The sequence below is a fragment of the Paenibacillus sp. FSL H3-0286 genome (assembly GCF_045040705.1).
Taxonomy (GTDB): Bacteria; Bacillota; Bacilli; order Paenibacillales; family Paenibacillaceae; genus Paenibacillus_AQ; species Paenibacillus_AQ odorifer.
The window spans coordinates 6,943,073-6,963,019 of sequence record NZ_CP150285.1 but is presented as its reverse complement, the minus strand read 5'-3'; the positions used below and the strand labels follow the sequence as shown (position 1 = coordinate 6,963,019).

Below are 19,947 nucleotides of genomic sequence, written 5' to 3'. Positions count from 1 at the left end.
GGGGTATTGAGTTTACTGGTTTTTTCAGTTATTGTTTATTACTATTTCAGCTGATATAATTCTTATTTCGACAATCAATTTAAAAGTGGTGAATTCATGAGAGAGTTCTACAGTCGGGTGAATCGAAAAACCTATTACATATTAATGTTAATGATCATCGTTCTTATGATGTCTGGATTAATACTATCTACTCTAGAGTTAGATGGAATTGATTTTGGTTATATCATTCATTTTTTATGTGTGGCGTTTCTAACGGTTTGTTTATGGATTTACCCTAAGCATGAGACACATACTTTTAGAAAGATTATCATTCTATTTGGATTTGCGTATTTTTATACGCTATTCTTTTTATATCCTCAAACTTGGACTACCTATATCCTCATTTGTCTTATTCCTGCACTCTCTATTCTATTTTTTGATTTAAAATTGTTTTATTTTTCCTTCATTATAAATGGAATACTGATGGTAATTACATTTGGCTATATCCTCTTGATTGATAGAGGGGATCTATATACATATTTACATTATGATATTCTAGGGAATTTCATTAATATAATAGCGGTTCAAGTGTTATTATTTTTCATTTTTCAAATATCATTTAAACGGATGAAAAAACAGCAGCTTTATTATGAACAATTACAGCAATCTGAGCGCTTAAAGATGGTTGGACAATTAACTGCTGCCGTTGCGCATGAAATTAGAAATCCAGTGACAGTGGTTAGAGGTTTTTTGCAGTTTTTTGATGAGGATCCTTCATTTGATGATCCTATGAAAAGAAAATTTAAATTAATGATTGATGAATTGAACACAGTAGAACAGATTATCTCGCAATTTCTAACCCTTTCAAAGCCAAATGGAGAACAAAAACTTGAAAAAGTAGATGTGAAGGATGTTATTGAGAGTGTCACAGGATTGCTCCATTCTTATGCAATGTTATCTGATAATCAAATTGTTACCTATGTAGAAGAAGACTGCAAGATCTCTATTAATAAAATTGAATTTAAGCAGCTGCTTATTAATATAATAAAAAATGCTTTAGAGGCTTCGGATGTTGGTAAATCTGTCTCTATTATGGCGAATAGGAACAATAATTTTATTGAGATAACAATCATCGATGAAGGAAGCGGGATGTCGGAAGCTGAGGTTAAGTCGCTAGGGACTCCTTTTTATTCATTAAAAAGTAATGGAACAGGCTTAGGATTAATGATTTGCTTTAATATCGTAGAAAAGTACGGCGGGGAAATTTATTATAGTAGTTCTGAAGGTAAGGGGACAACAGCTACTATCCGCTTTTTAGCTATAAATGACCAGTAAAACGGAACATTCTTTCCATTGAAAGAAGGGGATTACCTCAAGCCTTCGGCCGGAGAGGTAATCCCCTTTCCTAGTAAATATGTTTATATTTGCTGCGCTAAAAGTTACTTCAGAGGGATTTTGATCTCCAATTGCTTGTTGTAATTTTTAACTACATTGCCTTTGGCATCTACTTTATAAGCCCCGGTGTTGCCTTTTTCAAATACGGCTTGATACGGTCTGATAATCAGATATTCTGCCGCTGAGCTAGGTGCTTCGAACAATAAATCTTCAGAAACCGTATTTTGAGTTGCTGCAACAGAATCCCTTGCAATAAATTCTAATTCATTTCCCAGGTTATCATAAATGTCATATCCTAAAGCCAGTGCTTGGGTGGCAACCCCTTTAACCGCTAAAGCGATACGCACAGAAGTCTCTCCCGCAGCAACACGGGTGGTTTTGATTTCAAATTGGTTGTCTTTCTTTATAGCAGGCAGCTGAATGTTACGCACTAATCCTGCTTGCTTGAGAGAAAATTTAAGTACATATGGTTCATCGATTCCGTTAAGCTTCACATGGATACTCAATTCAGAGGAAGCCAGGTTTGCCTTTTGTTGCTCAGTTAGCCATCCGGTCTGCAATACAACAACCGCCTTGTTGGCATCACCGTCACTGATCCAGCGTGGTGTTTTTAAATCAATGCCTCCTGGTTGAGTGAGCTTGGCGTCTATTCCCACAATAGTACCTTCTGCAAGATAGGGCTCACCTTTATCATTTAAAGTTACTCCTGCGAGCATTCCTGAAAATAGCGATCCCTCACGGCTCAGGTCGATCTTAATATAGTTACCATCAAACTGCGCACTGCCCTTTAAAGTAAGCTGATCGTGTGAATCGGCCACTTTTGTTGTATTCAGGGAAGCTTCAACAGCGGGTTGGGCACTGGATGCTTGAGTTAAAGCTGGCATTCCCAGCGCTCCTAGGCATACAGCAGCACTTAAAATTACAGACATCTTCTTAGTCATTTTTTTCATGATATTATCAAGCTCCTTAATTTTTATTTAACTAGCACGTTTATCTCTAGACCGTCAATATAATGCTTCACTGGGTTTCCAGAACTGTCTGTTTTAAATGCTCCATTCTTACTTTGTGGGTTCTCAAACTCATAAAGATAGCCACGGATTGTGAGCATATTAGGGTGTTTCTCAAATGGCTCAGTAAGCAAATCGACATTAAGTGACCTATTGGAAGTCGAGAGGACTTTCTGTGAAATATCTTTCAGCACCTGTCCTTGTTGATCCTTTACTTCAAAGCCCACTAAACTCAATGCTGCATGATCTTCGTCTGTATCCTGTTCCAGCATGAGCGACAGGCGTGTCGTTAATGGACTATATTCCAGCTTTTTCAGGATCAAACTCCATCCTCCAACTTGTGCGCGTATATCAGGTGTGGAAATTTTATTAATCGTAGCCTTCCGCGCAGGAATTTGGAGAACAAACGGTTCATCCATACCGTTTAAGCCAAGAGTTACGGTCAATACAAATCGATCAGGAAAAGGTTTGTTGGAGATTCCGGAATTCGAGGAATCCACTAGTCTAAAAATAGCTGTGTTGCTTTCCGCACCTTCTATCCAGCTTAGAAACGGCATAGCTTTCCAGAGACCATCTGAAAATTGCTCCAGGGAAGCGCCGTCGATCAATACTTCTGCAGAGGTTATTGCACCTTTCGCTAAAAAAGGCTTACCATCCGCTCCAATCGTTACTCCGGCTAGCTTACCTTCCAGTTCTTCTCCCTCACGCTTCACCGAGAATGCCAACCGGCTGCCATCAAATACAGCCTCTTCGGCAGACAAGGTGATCCCTTCATGCGTATCACTACTGTTTAGACGGGAAGTCAGTCCCAGACGCTGGGCCGCTTGTAACCCTATATCATCTGCCCGTTCAAAAATACCGCCTATCAAGGGAAGCTGCTTGAGCGCATTGGCCAACGTAGGCGGATAGATAGCCGTTAGCATAACACTTAATAATATCGCCGCAGTCACAGCAGCTGTGATTTTTGGATAAATCCGCTTTTTCTTTTCCTTTTCCACAGGATCCTGGACAATGGTGGCCAGCGATGCATAAATCGAATCCTGCCGTGATCGTAGTAAAGGAGGAAGCTCCTGTATATTAGCTTTCCCTAGCTCCCTGATCTGCTTTTCTAAATTGTTATTATTCATTAGCAAGACCCTCCTCCCGCACAGGATGTATCTGTTTGGACAACAATCTCCGTGCGCGATGAAGTCGTGCCCTGACCGCTCCCTCGGAGATGTCGAGCACATCTGCAATCTGCTTAATGGATAAATCGTCATAATAAAAAAGCACGATAGCAAGCCGCAGGGATTCGTCCAACTGATTAATGAAGCTTTGCAGGTCTACGTTGCCTGAATCTTCAAAATGCACATAGGAAATGACCGGTTCCTCGGGAATCTCCGCCACAGCTATAGTTCGTTCTCGCATACGAAGTAACTGATTGCATTCATTAATCAGGATGCGTATAACCCAGGTTTTAAAAAACTTAGGCTGTTTAAGGTTGGCCAACCCTTTATACACCTTCAGTGTTGTTTCCTGAAGAGCATCCGCGCAATCTTCATCTTTTAGCAGAATGGTTTTGGCTAATCTGTACAACTGGGATTCCAGTTGCCTGAAAAGACGGGTAAACGCCTCGTGGTCGCCTTTCTGCGCTTTTTTGATATCCAGTTCGTTTTCCAGCAAATGATTTTTCCTCCTTGAGGGCCCTCTGTATAATTAGATGGAGAAGACATCCAAAAAGTTATATTTAGGATAAAATTCATTCTCCTACACAAATCACTTACCTCGGTAGTAGTATAAAATCCATGCAATTCATTGTTTTTGGCAAAGATGGAGAGGTTAATAGAAAGGGGGGGACTTCAAGTGGATAAACTGAAATAAATTCAGGAATTACCACCTTATCAGAAGAGAAGTAGTGGGGTAATCCTGAATTAAAAAGTGTATACATATACCTTGGTACGCAGTGTGTCCGTGCATGTTATGGTACGGACAGGCTGCATGCCTGGAAGGGCAAAACAAATGCTAATGACCACCGCGCCCGGCAGTAGCTCACGCTTGAACTTGTCCCCCAGCCGTTTCATCGCTCCGGGAAATAAGTAACAAAGAACAATATCCGCATGCTCGTAAGAGCTGCTATAAATATCCCCACGTACATAACGAAGCCTTCCGTGGAGCAGATTCTGGCCTTCGTCTGCTCGCAGCATACGTGTGCCGAACCTAGCAAGCAGCTGGGATGTCCACAAGGGAATACTGGAATTTTCAATGCCTGTCAGCCTTTTGCCTGGACATTGGCGAATAACATCCATGCCAAGTGTTCCCCAACCCGATCCCGCCTCCACAATGCTGCTATATCCCGGAATCCGATTCACCTCAACGGCAACAGCCGAGCGTACAGATTTTGACGTAGGCATCGGCGATATCCCGTTCCTCCAGCTCACCAGCACAATCGACACCATGGATAACAAGGCTGCGAAGGCGATGAGCCAAGCGATGACTTGAATCACGATCAATACTATCATTCCTTCTTCATCTGCTAGAAGCAGGATTCAATTCTCTTACTTTCTCCCAGCATTTCGTTTATTAACTTCATATTGATAAAGATCCTGAATTTCCTTGCTTTCAATATCTTGACCTACATAAAAAATCAGAGTGGGATCATTTGCTGGATGGGCATAAGAAAGATAAGTGCGATGTATAAAATCAAAGTCCATCTTACCCAGCTGGAAATCGATTTGATATTTATCTTCTAAATAGACTTCAAATTGCTTTTTTAAAGCCAGAGACTTCCACGGAAGTCCAAAGAATAAAAAGTAGACTCCTATAAGAAATATCAAAAAAATTAAGAGGAAAAGCGACTTTTTACTGAGAATGGTATGTTTTATAATTCATAACCCTCCCTAGCGTTTATTCTACATGAACTTTGCTGGACATATCAAAATCAACCTCTTCAAGAAATTCGATAACTTCTCCATTGGGACTGTGAATGATCGCATTTTTAATTAGAAGAGGCGGTTCGCCCAGAGACAGAGAATCCGGTGCTATAAAAGCCTTTGCCCCATGTGCAAGGGCTTTTTGATATATCTCCTCTACATTATCCACATAGAAGGCAAGATGTAATAACGCTCCGTGTGCTATATCTTCATCAGACAAGGCTTTTTTTCCTTGAGCGGCGATGACTGCATCATTATCAAAAATCTCAATACAGGTTCTGCGGTCAGGTGAAATCAGCATGGAGGCTTCTTTGATCTGAAAGGATGGCAGACTCCAATGATGACCTAGCTTGAATCCTAAAACGTCAATATAGAAAGAAATAGTTGCTTTATAGTCTTTGGCTTGAATCGCTACATGTGCAAGGCCTTTTACACTCATTTATAATCGCTCCCAACTTTAATATATACTTATTATAGTTGTATTAAAATATGAGATATATATATAAGATAAGTGTTTTGTAGTAATATGGTTATTAAATTTAAGGTATTATAGCGAAATAAGTTTATTTTATAAAATGGGTTTAGGAGGCGCTTGCTATGGAACAACTTGTGGATGACATTGATAAAAAGATTATGCAATTACTTCAGTACAATGCCCGAATGTCCATTTCACAAATCAGTAAAGAGGTTTCGATGTCACAACCCTCTGTTAAAGAACGAATGATCAAGCTGGAGGAAAGGAATATCATTTCTGGGTATCATACAGCTTTTAATCTACGAGATCTGGATCGGGGCACAACTACGTTTATTCTATTAAAAACAGAACATTGCCAAGAGATTACGGATTTTTGCAAATATGCTATGGAAGTTACCGATTTATATCGGATTAGCGGAGAATATAATTACCTCATAAAGGTGCAAACCGCGTCGATTGAGGAGTTAGCTGAATTCCAAGACAACCTTATAAAGTTTGGACCTTCAAAATCTCATATCAGTCTGAAAAATATATTGGAAAACAGGGTGTTGCTCTAAAGCCCATTTTCCAAACACAATATCTAGTAACCGCTTTCATTCCATTGTAGAATGGATGAAAACAACGTTAGCATTAACTCGGATACAAGGGAGCATGGGTATGGAGAGGTTTTTATTCAGTAAAAAGTATATTCCGTTCACCTATAAGATGATGATACCGTACCTCATTCTAGTATTGCTGACAGATGTATTGGTGGGTTATATAGCTTATACGATGCTCGTAGAGTCCAGAACGGAAATGGCGGAAACGAATGTCCGGACAGCTTTGAAGCAGACGAGGAACAATATCGAATATCAGACAGATGAAATCAAACGAATGACTAACTCGCTGTTTCTCAATACGAATTTTCAGAATGCTCTGCAGTTTAGGGGAGATGCATTGGAAAACATGCTCAAAATGAGGGATGATATCGTTCCTTATATGAAAGCCCCTCTGCAATTGTATGGGAACAATCTGAGACTTGTGCTCTATACCGCAAATGAGACGATGCTTGAAATCCCCGGTGATGATATGTCTGTACCTATCGGTAGAAGCGATTATTATATTCTTTCTGATCAGGTTATTGAAGATAAGGAATGGTTCAAGTCGATTGTTGCCAATAACAAAGACAGCTTGTGGCTTCAGGCGGACAGCGACAGTGAACTAAGCAATATTTCGTATTTCCGCAAGCTGGTTTCTTCTAAGGGAGGCCCATCGATTATTGGTTATATTCGCGTCACGGCGAGAATTGACGAGCTTTTTGGCAATTTCGATACCTTTCCGATTGAACAGGGCATAGACCTTCGTCTAGTGGATCGGGTTAGTGGATTAACGCTTTATGAACAAGGTATTGTCGATGAACATGCGAAGCAAGACGCTTATCTGATCATTAGTGAAGATATTCCGTTGTCTGACTATGCTATCGAGGTACGGGTGCCGCATGCCTATTTGAATAAAGATGCTAGCCGAATGCAGAAGGTGATCACCACGGTTTGTTTGATCAGCTTTTTAGTCATGGCGGTGATCGGCTTCCTCGTTGCCCGCATATCAGGCAAAAAAATTAAACGGATCGTATATTTGGTCCGGTCCTTTCAGGAAGGGAATTTTTATAAAAGAATCGGGTTTGCCGGGAATGATGAATTTGTCTACATTGCTAATAGTTTTAATCAGATGGCGACTAGTATCCAGGACCTGATCCAGAACGTCTATGAGCAAGGGATTCAGAAAAAGCAAGCAGAACTGGATGTGCTTCAAGCTCAGATCAGTCCGCATTTTTTATACAATACATTGTCGACCATTGGCAGCTTAGCCAATTTGGGCGAAGTTGAGAAGGTTACACAGATGGTACAAGGTCTTTCTAAATTCTATCGCCTCACCTTGAATGAAGGACATGTCTATATCTCTCTTGAAAAAGAGCTGGAGCAGGTAAGGATGTACCTTGAAATTCAGAGGGTAAAGTATGCCGATGCGTTTGAGGTTTATTATGATATTGATCCTGATATTTTACAGGTTCCCATCATTAAGCTGATTTTGCAGCCATTTGTAGAAAATATATTCAAGCATGCTTGGTTTGGGGAGACGATTGCGATCCGGATTACCGGAAAACGGCTGGGTGAACGCATCGAGCTCAAGGTCATCGATAACGGAATTGGTATGCGGGCGGAGACACTGCGAAATATGCGTTCAAGCTCATTCCATTCGAGCAGCTATGGACTGAGAAACGTGGAGGAACGAATCAAGCTGAGATACGGCCATGATTTCGGCATTCATATCGGCAGTTACTTTGGGGCAGGAACGACCGTTCAAATTATCTTACCGGTGGATAATGCGGAAATCCGGGAAGTTATGGGGGAGTAAATAGTATGGCGATGGAAATCAACGTTCTGTTGGTGGATGATGAAGTGATCGATTTGGAATGGCTGAGACGGCGGGTGGCGGGCAGTGATCATTTGCCTTTGCATAGCGTGAGAACGGCAACGAGCGGTTTCGCCGCTTTAAAAATGATGGAGCAGCACCGCATTGATATCATTCTCTCCGATATCCGCATGCCGATTATGTCGGGCGTAGAATTTGCCCGGAAAGCGAAGGAGATTAACCCTGAGGTCCATCTGCTTTTTATTAGCGGACATCAGGATTTCAACTATGCCAAAGAGGCCATTCAATTAAATGCCTCCGGTTATTTGCTTAAACCCGTTGATGATGACGAGTTAAATAAGACACTGACTGAACTCTGCGCCAAGATTGAGAAGGAGAGGAAGCAGCATATTTCCTTGTCGGAAACACTGACGCTTGTGAATCAGGAGCTGCTGCTGCGCTGGTTTAATGAGACTGCCCCGGGGCAGGTGGAGACGCATATTCACAACGTTCTTACGTCTTACTTACAAGGTGCGTCGGCGGTTGCCATCGTCGAGATTGACGATATGGCACGGAAAATCCAAACTTGGACGGAAGAAGAGCGGAGTTTATGGAGCAGCACAGCCAATCATTTTATCCGGAAGTTCGCGCAAGATCAAAATTTAGGCATGGTCATCACAACCTATGACTATCATTTTGTGATCCTTGCTGCGGTTCAGGAACAATATTTTACCGCTTTGATGGAAGAGCTCATTCGGTCATTCTATCAGGAATTTTCCTGTTCAATTACGATTGGAAGAGGGATGTACACAACAGAACTGGGTAAGCTGCATGATTCCTATCGGCAGGCTCAGGCTGCTTTAAGTATTAAATGGATTGTTGGGAAAAATAGAATCATCCAAGATGCCTCGGAATGGAGCCCGAAGGAAAAAATCGCCTCAGATTTAGAGGTTATTGTGGACCGGATGCTTAAAGCGATGCTCGATTACGACCTTACCACCATTGATGATTGTTTGCTGCAGCTGTTTGCCGGGGACAGTCCGCTCTCCCAGAAAAACGACATCTACGATATCATTATTCGAATTACCTCCAAGCTTCATGCCGATCTGCAGCAAATGAACGAGCATCTATACGAGATTTTGAATTGGGATTCACATCATCCCTTTGTGCTGTTTCAGTTTGAAACGGTGCATGATATTCTCTCTTGGCTGAGAAGAAGATTTTTTGAGTTGTCGGAGCTGCTTTATTTGAAACGGCAAAGACAAAAGCGGAAGTTAATTGATGAAATCACGGAATATGTGAAAGAAAGATTAGATCAAAAAATAACGCTGAACGAAGTGGCCGCCCATTTCGATTTTACGCCTAACTATCTCGGTCATTTATTTAAGGTTGAAACCAACAGTTTATTCAGCGATTTTTTAAGTGAATTACGGATGAAACGGGTATGCGAGCTGCTCGAAGATCCGACTAAGAAAGTTTATGAGATTGCAGAACAAGCCGGATATAAAAATATTATTTATTTCAACAGACAGTTCAAGCAATACATGGGCATGTCACCCGGTGAGTACCGGAAGAAAAATAAAATCTAACAAAAAAGCGGTGAAAATGAAAACCCGGCGATGATTTTTCGGTTATTGGAGAATCGCTGCCGGGTGTTTTTGGTCTGCCGGCTAACCTTTTTTTGTCGAATCGTTGAATTAGTATTATGTTTAGTTGTTTCGCTGAATTATCTAAGCGCCTGTGCCCTTTTATAATAAGAGATATAGAGAAGAGAGGGGTGCAAAGATGAAAGGGCATACATTTTGGAGCGATTTAAAGAATTATAGGGTTCTCTTGCTGATGCTGGCTCCGGCGGTTGCTTTTTTCCTTCTGTTTGCCTATGTCCCGATGGCGGGCATTATTATTGCCTTCAAGCATTATGATTATGCGGGCGGTATTTTTGGAAGTGCCTGGAACGGGCTCGACAACTTCCGCTTTTTCTTTGAATCAGGCGATGCTTGGCGGGTAACACGAAATACAGCACTATATAACATTGCGTTTATCGTCGTCAATAACAGTTTGCAAATTTTTGCAGCGATTATGTTGTTTGAGGTCGGTGGTAAATGGTTCCGCAAAATCACACAATCGGCGTTGTTCCTGCCTTACTTTATCTCATGGGTCGTTGTCGGAGCGATTGCTTATAACCTGCTCAATTATGATATTGGCACCGTGAATGCTTTGCTCAGAGGTATCGGACTCCAGCCTGTCGATATTTATAATACACCTTCCTATTGGCCGTATATTCTGGTTATAGTTTCTGCATGGAATAGTCTCGGATACGGAACGGTGATGTACTTGGCCGCGATTACGGGGATAGATACAGAAATGTATGAAGCAGCCGAAATCGATGGGGCTAATATTTTTCAGCGAATTATGAAAGTAACCATTCCGAATTTGTATCCAACGATTATTATTCTGGTGCTGCTGGCAGTCGGGAACATTTTCCGTGGTGATTTCGGGATGTTCTATAACATGATCGGCAACAACGGCTTGTTGTTCTCCTCGACAGACGTTATCGACACTTTCGTATTTAGGTCACTGATTACTTCGAATGATATCGGCATGTCAGCTGCAGCTGGTGTTTTCCAGTCCGTTCTTGGCTTCGCGACGATCATGTCAGTGAACTATGCTGTCCGTAAATACGACAAAGACCGCGCTCTGTTCTAATCGTATCAGGAGTTAAGTCTTTCATAATGGAGGTAACGATATGAAGCAGCTTGATCGTAAAATATTTTCAGGCATTGGTTATGTATCCCTGATTTTTCTCTCAGTTTTATGTATTTTTCCTTTTATACTTGTCGTATCTTCATCCTTTACGGAAGAATCCAAAATCCTAACGGATGGTTATCAATTTATACCGACTGCCTTCTCAACTGAGGCCTACAGCATTTTGTTTAAGTATCCCGAACAGATGATTCAAGCCTATATAGTGACAATAGGAGTTACTATACTCGGCACGGTGCTTGGCTTGTTTCTGACTTCGATGACTGCTTATGCGCTATCCCGAAAAGATTTTAAGTGGCGCAATAAATTTTCATTCTTCTTTTTCTTTACGACTTTGTTTAGCGGCGGTTTGGTTCCGTGGTATCTGCTTATGGTCAACTACCTTCATATGAAGGATACGCTGATGGCCTTAGTGGTTCCGATGATGCTCAATGTCTTTTATATCATTGTTATGAAGTCTTTTATGGGCAGCATTCCGGAAGCTATTGTAGAATCAGCAAAAATTGACGGCGCAGGCGACTTTAAGATCTATGCTCGTCTAATCCTGCCGCTGTCCAAGCCGGCGTTAGCTACCATTGGATTGTTTCTAGCGCTGGCCTACTGGAATGACTGGTACAATGCATTGCTGTTTGTATCGAATGAAAACTTGATGCCGCTCCAATATTATTTGTATAAAATGCTAGGCAATATGGATGGCATGCGCAAAGCGATGATGGGTGCAGGGGCAGTCGTAACGACATCGATCCCAACCGAGAGCTTGAAAATGGCGATGACAGTTGTGGCCACTGGCCCGATTTTGCTGGCTTATCCATTCGTGCAGAGGTATTTTGTCCAAGGTTTGACGATTGGTGCTGTGAAAGGATGAACCCGGGGAAACTCGGTTTATCAATATAATTAAACACAAGGGGGAAGGCTTGAGATGCTGAAGAGAAATAGATTGATGATGCTAGCGCTCGTTTTAACCTTCGTAATGATTCTAAGTGCATGTGGTGGTGGCAATAACAATGCTAATACGTCTGCACAGGCTACAAATAATGCGTCAGAGGGAGGAAGCGACACTACGAACAACTCAGAACCTGCAACTACCTCAGACACCCTTGATACCTCTAAAGAAGTGAAGCTGAAAATGATTTTTGTTGGCCCTAAACCGATAGACTATGATAGCGTTTTTGCTGAGATTAATAAAAAGCTGAAAGAAAAAATTAATGCTACTGTAGAGGGCGAGTTTCTGGATTGGTCGGACTGGGCACAAAAATATCCGCTGAAGCTGGCAGCTAATGAGGATTTTGACCTCATCTATTCGGCAAACTGGGCTGGTTACAATGACCAGGCGCTGAAAGGCGGATTCCTGGAATTGACCGATGAGCTGCTTACCAAATATATGCCGCAGACTTTAGCAGCTATGTCTGATGTGAGCTGGGATCAAGCTAAGGTAAACGGCAAACTGTATATGGTTCCGCAAAACAGAGGGGAATCCGTTGAAAAACTGATTTTGTACCGCGAGGATTTGCGTAAGAAATACAATCTTCCGGAGATCAACAGCCCAGAAGCGTATGCCACTTACTTGAAAACCATAGCACAAAACGAAAAAGGAATTACACCGTTCACCCCGGAAACAGGAGACTGGAAATATCATAATTTGGACCGTGTATTGCTGAAGCAACAAAACGAATGGAATATGTTTGATCTCGACCTTCCGTTTGCTTTCAAATTGACGGATGAAAAAGGGCAAGTATTTAACGTATATGAAACGCAAGAGTTTAAAGATCTACTCGTATATTACAAAGATCTCGCTGATAACAATGCATGGTCGAAAAACGTTCTAAACAGTAAAAATGATCATCAGGCCGATTTTAAAGCAGGCAAAACAGCATCGATTACGCACAACAACGGAACACTTGGAGCACTTATGGCTTTGATGCGCCAAGAGAATTCCCCTTATGAAGTAGCATTGGCTGACATCAACCAAGGCAAGAAGAAATCAGTGGCGATTTCCACCCAAAACGGTACTTCGATCCACGCTACTTCCAGAAATGTGGAACGTTCCTTGATGTTCCTCGATCTGATGCAAAATGATAAAGAACTGCACGACCTAATGATGTACGGCCTTAGCGGTGTACATTACGAAGCGGTTGGCGATGACAAATATAAAGCCCTTGAAAAGAATCCGAACTATACTGGCTTCTCTAACTGGAACTTCAACTCGCCACTTAACCGTGACAATGAAGCATTCCCGCAAGAAGCAAACGATCTGGCTAAAGGCTGGGAAGCAAATGTCTATCACTACGCGCTGGAAACCTTTGTATTTGATAACAGCAAAGTGAAAACGGAAATTGCCAACGTTGGTAACGTAATGCTCCGTTATGCGATTCCGCTCGAATACGGCGTAATCAAAGATATCGACAAAGGTCTTGAAGATCTGAACAAGCAACTGAAATCCGCGGGCATTGATAAAATTCAAACCGAACTACAAACTCAAATCGATGCTTTCTTGGCAAACAAATAAGCTACAGAATAAGGGAGACCTAACAGTCATCAAATGGCTGTTAGGTCTCCCTGTTTAATTGGGCTCATCCGCGGGTGAAGCCGCTATCGGACACAGTTGACCCTAATAGCAGCATTATCGCACTTTTGGAATACTAACGGACCTCACAGTCGCTATTAGCCTAAAACATGCCTAGAATGAAGCTCAAGATAAAGAATAGCTGCACTGGAGTCCGAAAGTCTGCTTTAAAGGCTGAAAATAAGTAAATAAAGTCACCTCGGTCCGTTAGGCAGACCAGAAACAAAAGGCAGCAACCCTTTTGCTAGGGAAATGGATACTTAGGGAGAACGGCTACTCTTTGCAGAAAGGAATAAAAAAGAAGAACCGGCATGAGCTGCCGGTTCTTCTTAATATATAATTTGCGCGCAATGAAATAACGTGATATTATGAGAAGACCACTGTTAATCTGCGTATTTTAGACAGATTTATTACATCTTATTTATACATTAATAATACCACGCGGATTGGCAGTTTGTCAAATTTGTATTTTTGCTTCTTGATAACAACCTTGAAAAGGAGCGTGTTAGTAAAAATGTTAAACGAAAAAGATTGGCAGGGAGAACAGAAACGGCTAGATTCGGTCACGGAAGAATTGCAATCAAAGATTGGCGAGCTGGAACCGGAAGTGACAGGATTACGTGAACAGGTGACGGACATCCGTAAGCGGTTTTGGGAGGAAGTTACGGTTAATACGAGCACACATGAGGATTTCGAGGAGACCTTTTACAGTATAAAACAGCAAGAAGCGTTGTTGTCTGAGCGGGAACGTAGCCACCGCCAACGGCTGCTGCGTTATAAGAACATGAAACGGCTGCTGCCGTCACCCTATTTTGGACGAATGGACTTTCAAGAAGATGGGTTGAACTCCAGTGAGCAAATCTATATCGGGGTGGCGTCTTTCATCGATGCAGCAGGTGTGAACTTTCTGGTATATGACTGGCGGACACCTATTGCAAGTATGTATTATGACCATTCGCCAGGCCCCGCCACTTACGATACACCGGGAGGACAAATCTCAGGAACGATGATGCTGAAGCGGCAATACCAGATCCGTCAGGGTCAGCTTCAGAACGTGTTCGATACGAGCTTAACGATCGGTGATGAATTACTTCAGCAGGTGCTTGGTAAGGGTGCGGATTCACAAATGAAGAGCATCGTGGCGACTATTCAGAAGGAACAGAACGCTATTATCCGCAACGATAGTAGCCGTATGCTCATTGTGCAGGGGGCGGCGGGCAGCGGAAAAACATCCGCAGCGCTGCAACGGGTAGCCTATTTGCTATATAAACACCGCGATAGGCTCAAAGCGGATCAGATTGTTCTTTTTTCGCCTAATCCGATGTTTAACAGTTATGTATCTACGGTGCTTCCCGAGCTTGGCGAGGAGAATATGCAGCAAACAACCTTTCAGGAGTATATTGATTATTGGCTTGGATCTACGCTTCGTCTAGAGGACCCGTTCGAGCAGATTGAATATGTACTGACGTCCAAAGCTTCTCCAGAGTATGAAGCACGGCTAACTGGAATGCAGTATAAAGCTTCAGAAGCTTTTCTGCATGCTTTGCAAAACTATGCGTTGTGGTTAGGGAAGGAAGGGATGTTGTTTCATAGTATCCGTTTTCGGGACCGCGAGTTGATTACTGCGGAGCAGATGAAATCGCAATTTTACAGCTATGATAGCTCCATTCGCCTGGCTAACCGCATCGTTTTATTGCGTGAATGGCTACTGCGTCAGTTGGCTTCGCTGGAGCGTCAGGAACAGGAGGCATTCTGGGTTCAAGATGAACTCGATTACCTCGATACCGATCAGTATGCCGAAGCCTACAGTGAGATACTTAAGAAGTATCGGCGGGAGGAAGCCGTCTTTGATTTTACGACTCAGTATCTTGAGAACTATGGGGATTTTCCTAATCAGGACCAAGGGGAAGAGAATGTTTTTGACTTTGGTCTGCAGGAAGAAGAACTGCTGCGCCGCATGATTGTGAAGGAGCACTTTACACCGCTGAGACGCGATGTCAAACGGTTTAAGTTCATAGATACGATTGGGTTATACGATCAGTTGTTTAGTGCCGATGCCAGTTATCGGCAAATGGCGAACGAGACTGAGGTGCCTGCTCAGTGGCAGGAAATCTGTAAGCAAACAAAGGAAAAACTGAGCCGCGATGAACTCTTTTGCGAGGATGCCACTCCATTCCTGTATTTAAAAGAACTTGTCGAGGGTACTCGTATGAACACAGAAGTTCGGCATCTGTTTATCGATGAAGGCCAGGATTATTCGCCGTTCCAATACGCGTTTCTCAAACAGCTGTTTCCCCGCGCGCGCATGACTGTGCTCGGCGATTTCGGCCAAGCGATTTTCCCTCAAGCAACGAATTTGCACGAGGTGGATTCACCTTTGATCCGGCTTTATGGTGAAGGTGAAACGAGCCTGATCCGTCTAATTCGAAGTTATCGTTCAACTCGTCAGATTGTGGAGTTTACGAAGGCGTTGCTGCCTAATGAGGAGATCGTACCTTTTGAAAGAGAGGGTAAGAAGCCGTTCCTAGTGAACGCTAGTAGCGATGTAGAGCGGGCGAAAAGAATTAAAGAAGATCTCGCGGCGTTGATGGCTGAAGGGCTCGACTCTATTGCTGTGATTACCAAGACTGCAGCTGAAAGCCGTGCGGCCTATGAAGAATTAAAGTCACAAGGATGCGAAGCTCTGCGGCTCATTACGAAGGAGACGCTCACTTTTGAGAAAGGCATTTTAGTAATTCCCGCTTATCTCGCAAAAGGGGTTGAATTCGACGCCGTACTGATTTATGATGCTTCCACACAGACGTATGATCGGGAAAGCGAACGCAAGCTTTTTTATACAGCCTGTACGCGTGCGATGCATCGGCTTCTGCTGTACACAACAGGTGATTGGTCACACTTTATTCAGCCGTTAGAGGGATCTTTATATGAGGTAGTGCAATGAGATTGGAGAGATAAATGAAAAGCATATTGTATAAGTATATGAGTAAATTTACATCTCTTAACGAAGTGGAACAGCAGGATATTGTTGAAGGTATTCCTATTGAGGAATACAAGAAGGGAACGGTACTCCTTAGACAAGGAGACGTTCCCTCAAAATGTTTTTTTGTGTTAAAGGGATGTGTGAGGCAGTCCTCGGTAGATGAATCGGGCAAAGAAGTCACATCTAATTTTTATACGGAAGAGCAAGCGGTTTCGATTTTTAATCGGCATCAAGAGAGTAGACCCTCAGCGTACACCTTAACCTGCCTAGAAGACAGCATATTGGTGGTTGGTGATCTTAATGCGGAACAGGATATGCTCCATAAACACGCTCAGCTGGAAACCATGATACGCAAAATGGTAGAGGAGAACTTGGGTGAGGTTCAGGATGAGTTGACTTCCTTTATTGCTTCCAATCCTGAAGAACGTTACAAAGCCTTGTTACAAAAAAGACCTCATTTACTTACCCGTGTCCCCCAACATCAATTAGCCAGTTATTTGGGGATTACGCCAGAGTCATTAAGTAGAATTAAGAAGCGGGTTCATTCCAGTGATGAATAACAAAATCGTTATACACTTTTGGGGATTTTCCCACCTCTAAGCAGTAGCCATATCCCAAAGCCTAGTTCTCCTACAATCATAGGAATAGTAAAAATAAAATTAAGTGTTGTAATGACTGCCTCATATTGTGGGAGAAACATTTTGCTTAGATGAATGATAATATAGCCTATTGAAGCAAGCAGCAGCAAGATGCTGATTACTTTAGGAATGACATCGGATTTTAAAGCCACATAGCCCACTATTAACAAATGCCCGCCAAAAACGACCAGCCCCATAGACCAAATGAATTGAAATGCATCCAGAAATAACATCATAAATGCTTGAGTTTGTTCGATTGTTAATGAGGAAAAGCCATTTGTGTTTCCCGTGAGCAGCAGCACAAATATCAAAGTTAATATAGAGATTGCCAATATAGCGGAATAGGTTAGACGGAGCCATGCGCCGAGTAATGAAAGATTTTGGTTGACGGGTTCTAGAAACACATAAAACGCCCAGGCGACCAGAATGTCAGTAATCATAATGATGATCCAGCCCAAGATTTCCCCTTTGAAAAGGTTGTTGGAAGATACAATGTTAATAAATGTGGCACTGGCATCGCCTTGCACAACAAGAGTCCCATGGACAAAGCCATATGAAAAAAATGAGGCGAGGGTCATGATGATCAGTGATATTCCAGCTGTTAAAGCGGACTTACGCTGGTTCGATAGGTCTTTTTCTGAGATAGCCATAAGATAGCCTCCTAAAGGACTTTTATTTCATTGTAATTAGGAGTACTATGGCGGGCATTGACTTAAATCAAGACTCTGAATTTAATCAAGCGAAGTAAGTATCACTGTTATTGCGTTATCAACAAAGGATCGCTCCGGGCGGGATTTCAAGAGTACAGTAAGCCCTATTAGCGATACGATTAGTGCTTGTGCCAAGGCCTTCGCATTTACACCACCCTTAAGCTCACCTGATTGTATACCACGTTCAATAGTTTCTTGAAATATAACCGATAGATACATTTGGTGTTCTCTTGTAAGAATCTCGAACTTCTCATCATGAGGTGCCAGCTCGACCATTGTATTGATGCAAAAACATCCTCGGTTCACACTGCCTGCATACTCCTCCGCCACCACATCTTCAAAAAAACTACGAAAGGCTTTTTTTGCGGATGGATTGCTTTGAAGTTGGGCTCGGACACGGGAAGCATGGGACATCGTGTATTTACGTAGCGCAGCTTCGAATAATTCTTTTTTGTCTCCAAAAGCTGAGTATATACTGGGGCGTTGAATGCCCATTCTGGAAGTTAAATCGCTTAATGAAGTAGCCTCATATCCCTTCTCCCAAAATAGCTCCATAGCTGATTCTAATGCTTTTTCCTCGTCAAATTCGCGGGTCCGAGCCATTTTTAACACCCCTCGTTATATTTGATTTCAATAATTTATTACCGAACAGTATTTTATAATACTAGAACTAGTCGTCTATATTGTCAAATCAAAGTCGGTAGCATCAAATATTTATGTTGACACACACCATTTTGTAAGATAAATTTACTGAGCATAATAACATACTGATCAGTATGAAATATGTTTGCGATTTAAATTTAACAGAGAAAGGGTGTGTCCAAAATGCAGGGGACTAAAGAGAAGCTTTCGTCACAAGAGACGCATACGCCATCTGATTCTATTCATGCTTCCTCGATGCCTCGGTATATGACACTTTTGTTTGCCGTTGTCTGCGGGATGTCGGTTGCAAACATCTACTTTGCTCAACCGTTGCTTGATCATTTGTCGAAAGAATTTGGTATTGATTATTCAACCATTGGTATTCTTATTACTATCACGCAGATTTTTTATGCAGTGGGGCTGTTACTGCTCGTGCCACTAGGAGATTTACTGAATCAGCGCCGCCTGATTATCGGCCAGATGTTATTATCTGTGGTGGCTTTGATTATCGTGGGTACTGCCTCTTCCAGCACGGTACTATTCGTAGGTATGGCCTCAGTGGGACTACTCGCTGTTGTAACGCAGACGCTTGTTGCGTTCGCGGCGACAATGGCTGCCCCTGCCGAACGCGGGCGAGTCGTAGGCATGGTCACAAGTGGAATTGTGATTGGAATACTTCTTGCGCGATCCATTTCAGGAATACTTACAGATCTTGCAGGTTGGCGTTCCGTATACCTTTTTTCTGCTGCTTTAATGCTTTGTATGGTGTGTACATTATTTAGGGTGTTGCCAAATGTGAAACGTGAGGTAAAAACACTGTCATACGCTCAGCTGCTTAGCTCAGTGTTTATGTTGTTTGTACAAGAGAGAGTATTGCGTATCCGCGCTATTCTGGCTTTGCTGATTTTTACTGCTTTCAGTATTCTGTGGACTTCTGTGGTCTTGCCTCTTAGTGCTCCGCCGTTATCACTTTCACATACTGCAATTGGGGCATTTGGTCTGGCGGGAATTGTGGGAGCATTAGCTGCTGCACGGGCGGGAAAGCTAGCGGATCAGGGTCATGGACAGAGAACGACAGGCATAGCTTTACTTCTATTGTTGATTTCATGGTGGTTTATCAGTTTTACGGAGCAGTCGCTGTTGGCATTGGTCATTGGTATTGTTCTGCTTGATTTGGCAGTGCAGGCGGTGCATGTCACCAATCAAAGTATAATACTTACCTTGCGCATGGAGGCACGTAGTAGGCTCACCGCAGGGTATATGGTTTTTTACTCCATTGGAAGTGCTACCGGATCGATTGCTTCCACTCAAATCTATTCTCACTATGGCTGGAACGGGGTATGTTGGCTTGGAGCTTCTGTTAGTGCTGTGGCTTTTTTATTTTGGGCTTTAACCTTGCGTGCTACGAAAGCCGCGTTGCAACGACGCCCTGCTTGGAAATAATCGGGGCAAGTCCATAAGGGTGGAGGTTCCGTTTTCCGGGCATGTTATTTAA

At 42.5% G+C, this 19,947-nt stretch carries 17 protein-coding genes; 10 read left to right on the top strand and 7 right to left on the bottom strand.

What is annotated here, in order from left to right; all coding sequences use genetic code 11:
* The first annotated feature begins 96 nt into the window (after nt 1-96).
* On the top strand, nt 97-1,314 hold the full coding sequence (locus MHB37_RS31035; RefSeq protein WP_405168817.1) for an ATP-binding protein: 1,218 nt from the start codon (nt 97-99) through the stop codon (nt 1,312-1,314).
* A gap of 104 nt (nt 1,315-1,418) precedes the next feature.
* Here MHB37_RS31035 and MHB37_RS31030 read toward each other — a convergent pair whose 3' ends face one another.
* The 5 genes from MHB37_RS31030 to MHB37_RS31010 all read right to left on the bottom strand — a co-directional run bounded on the left by MHB37_RS31030 (nt 1,419) and on the right by MHB37_RS31010 (nt 5,729).
* On the bottom strand, nt 1,419-2,324 hold the full coding sequence (locus tag MHB37_RS31030; RefSeq protein ID WP_405168816.1) for a DUF5643 domain-containing protein: 906 nt from the start codon (nt 2,322-2,324) through the stop codon (nt 1,419-1,421).
* Nucleotides 2,325-2,347: 23 nt separating this feature from the next.
* Nucleotides 2,348-3,508 carry a DUF4179 domain-containing protein gene (locus MHB37_RS31025; protein ID WP_076301529.1) on the bottom strand — a complete coding sequence of 387 codons (1,161 nt, stop codon included), beginning with the start codon at nt 3,506-3,508 and terminating at the stop codon, nt 2,348-2,350.
* Nucleotides 3,501-4,043, bottom strand: coding sequence for a sigma-70 family RNA polymerase sigma factor (locus MHB37_RS31020; RefSeq protein WP_340941213.1), 543 nt, complete (start codon nt 4,041-4,043; stop codon nt 3,501-3,503). Before MHB37_RS31020 ends, MHB37_RS31025 begins: the two co-directional genes overlap by 8 nt.
* Nucleotides 4,044-4,291: 248 nt before the next feature.
* On the bottom strand, nt 4,292-4,879 hold the full coding sequence (locus MHB37_RS31015) for a class I SAM-dependent methyltransferase (protein ID WP_076191549.1): 588 nt from the start codon (nt 4,877-4,879) through the stop codon (nt 4,292-4,294).
* A 385-nt stretch (nt 4,880-5,264) separates the two neighbouring features.
* Entirely contained in the window at nt 5,265-5,729 is a 465-nt protein-coding gene (locus MHB37_RS31010; protein ID WP_076181797.1) for a VOC family protein, read from the bottom strand.
* A 158-nt stretch (nt 5,730-5,887) separates the two neighbouring features.
* Between MHB37_RS31010 and MHB37_RS31005 the strand changes: the two genes are divergently transcribed.
* The 8 genes from MHB37_RS31005 (at nt 5,888) to MHB37_RS30970 (ending at nt 17,022) form a co-directional block, all read left to right on the top strand.
* Complete coding sequence (locus MHB37_RS31005; protein ID WP_076191556.1) at nt 5,888-6,322, top strand: Lrp/AsnC family transcriptional regulator; 435 nt, start codon at nt 5,888-5,890, stop codon at nt 6,320-6,322.
* A 100-nt stretch (nt 6,323-6,422) separates the two neighbouring features.
* Nucleotides 6,423-8,159, top strand: coding sequence for a sensor histidine kinase (locus MHB37_RS31000; RefSeq protein ID WP_076191558.1), 1,737 nt, complete (start codon nt 6,423-6,425; stop codon nt 8,157-8,159).
* Nucleotides 8,160-8,164: 5 nt separating this feature from the next.
* On the top strand, nt 8,165-9,745 hold the full coding sequence (locus MHB37_RS30995; protein WP_339245499.1) for a response regulator: 1,581 nt from the start codon (nt 8,165-8,167) through the stop codon (nt 9,743-9,745).
* A 196-nt stretch (nt 9,746-9,941) separates the two neighbouring features.
* A complete protein-coding gene (locus MHB37_RS30990; RefSeq protein WP_405168815.1) occupies nt 9,942-10,862 on the top strand; it encodes an ABC transporter permease in 921 nt (306 codons plus the stop codon).
* A 40-nt stretch (nt 10,863-10,902) separates the two neighbouring features.
* Nucleotides 10,903-11,784, top strand: a complete 882-nt coding sequence (locus MHB37_RS30985) for a carbohydrate ABC transporter permease (RefSeq protein WP_076124225.1) — start codon at nt 10,903-10,905, stop codon at nt 11,782-11,784.
* A 54-nt stretch (nt 11,785-11,838) separates the two neighbouring features.
* Nucleotides 11,839-13,425 (top strand): ABC transporter substrate-binding protein, encoded by a 1,587-nt coding sequence (locus MHB37_RS30980; RefSeq protein WP_076124223.1) that lies wholly within the window; start codon nt 11,839-11,841, stop codon nt 13,423-13,425.
* Nucleotides 13,426-13,996: 571 nt separating this feature from the next.
* Nucleotides 13,997-16,423 (top strand): RNA polymerase recycling motor HelD, encoded by a 2,427-nt coding sequence (gene helD / locus MHB37_RS30975; RefSeq protein ID WP_405168814.1) that lies wholly within the window; start codon nt 13,997-13,999, stop codon nt 16,421-16,423.
* Nucleotides 16,424-16,437: 14 nt separating this feature from the next.
* Complete coding sequence (locus MHB37_RS30970; RefSeq protein WP_280753216.1) at nt 16,438-17,022, top strand: Crp/Fnr family transcriptional regulator; 585 nt, start codon at nt 16,438-16,440, stop codon at nt 17,020-17,022.
* A gap of 8 nt (nt 17,023-17,030) precedes the next feature.
* On the opposite strand, the gene MHB37_RS30965 is transcribed toward MHB37_RS30970, so the two are convergent.
* Together MHB37_RS30965 and MHB37_RS30960 are read right to left on the bottom strand one after the other, a co-directional pair.
* Entirely contained in the window at nt 17,031-17,750 is a 720-nt protein-coding gene (locus MHB37_RS30965) for a DUF4386 domain-containing protein (protein WP_076301524.1), read from the bottom strand.
* A gap of 81 nt (nt 17,751-17,831) precedes the next feature.
* Nucleotides 17,832-18,413 (bottom strand): TetR/AcrR family transcriptional regulator, encoded by a 582-nt coding sequence (locus MHB37_RS30960; RefSeq protein WP_076124215.1) that lies wholly within the window; start codon nt 18,411-18,413, stop codon nt 17,832-17,834.
* 294 nt (nt 18,414-18,707) lie between these two features.
* On the opposite strand from MHB37_RS30960, the gene MHB37_RS30955 reads away from it, so the two are divergent.
* Nucleotides 18,708-19,895 carry an MFS transporter gene (locus tag MHB37_RS30955; protein WP_405169631.1) on the top strand — a complete coding sequence of 396 codons (1,188 nt, stop codon included), beginning with the start codon at nt 18,708-18,710 and terminating at the stop codon, nt 19,893-19,895.
* Nucleotides 19,896-19,947 lie beyond the last annotated feature (52 nt).

Bases quoted from the DNA above. Each gene is read 5' to 3' on its own strand.
- MHB37_RS31015 (WP_076191549.1), bottom strand. From the start codon at position 4,879: ATGATAGTATTGATCGTGATTCAAGTCATCGCTTGGCTCATCGCCTTC.
- MHB37_RS31030 (WP_405168816.1), bottom strand. From the start codon at position 2,324: ATGAAAAAAATGACTAAGAAGATGTCTGTAATTTTAAGTGCTGCTGTA.
- MHB37_RS30955 (WP_405169631.1), top strand. From the start codon at position 18,708: ATGCCTCGGTATATGACACTTTTGTTTGCCGTTGTCTGCGGGATGTCG.
- MHB37_RS30960 (WP_076124215.1), bottom strand. From the start codon at position 18,413: ATGGCTCGGACCCGCGAATTTGACGAGGAAAAAGCATTAGAATCAGCT.
- MHB37_RS31010 (WP_076181797.1), bottom strand. From the start codon at position 5,729: ATGAGTGTAAAAGGCCTTGCACATGTAGCGATTCAAGCCAAAGACTAT.
- MHB37_RS30990 (WP_405168815.1), top strand. From the start codon at position 9,942: ATGAAAGGGCATACATTTTGGAGCGATTTAAAGAATTATAGGGTTCTC.
- MHB37_RS31005 (WP_076191556.1), top strand. From the start codon at position 5,888: ATGGAACAACTTGTGGATGACATTGATAAAAAGATTATGCAATTACTT.
- helD (WP_405168814.1), top strand. From the start codon at position 13,997: ATGTTAAACGAAAAAGATTGGCAGGGAGAACAGAAACGGCTAGATTCG.
- MHB37_RS30985 (WP_076124225.1), top strand. From the start codon at position 10,903: ATGAAGCAGCTTGATCGTAAAATATTTTCAGGCATTGGTTATGTATCC.
- MHB37_RS30980 (WP_076124223.1), top strand. From the start codon at position 11,839: ATGCTGAAGAGAAATAGATTGATGATGCTAGCGCTCGTTTTAACCTTC.
- MHB37_RS31000 (WP_076191558.1), top strand. From the start codon at position 6,423: ATGGAGAGGTTTTTATTCAGTAAAAAGTATATTCCGTTCACCTATAAG.
- MHB37_RS31035 (WP_405168817.1), top strand. From the start codon at position 97: ATGAGAGAGTTCTACAGTCGGGTGAATCGAAAAACCTATTACATATTA.
- MHB37_RS30965 (WP_076301524.1), bottom strand. From the start codon at position 17,750: ATGGCTATCTCAGAAAAAGACCTATCGAACCAGCGTAAGTCCGCTTTA.
- MHB37_RS31025 (WP_076301529.1), bottom strand. From the start codon at position 3,508: ATGAATAATAACAATTTAGAAAAGCAGATCAGGGAGCTAGGGAAAGCT.
- MHB37_RS30970 (WP_280753216.1), top strand. From the start codon at position 16,438: ATGAAAAGCATATTGTATAAGTATATGAGTAAATTTACATCTCTTAAC.
- MHB37_RS30995 (WP_339245499.1), top strand. From the start codon at position 8,165: ATGGCGATGGAAATCAACGTTCTGTTGGTGGATGATGAAGTGATCGAT.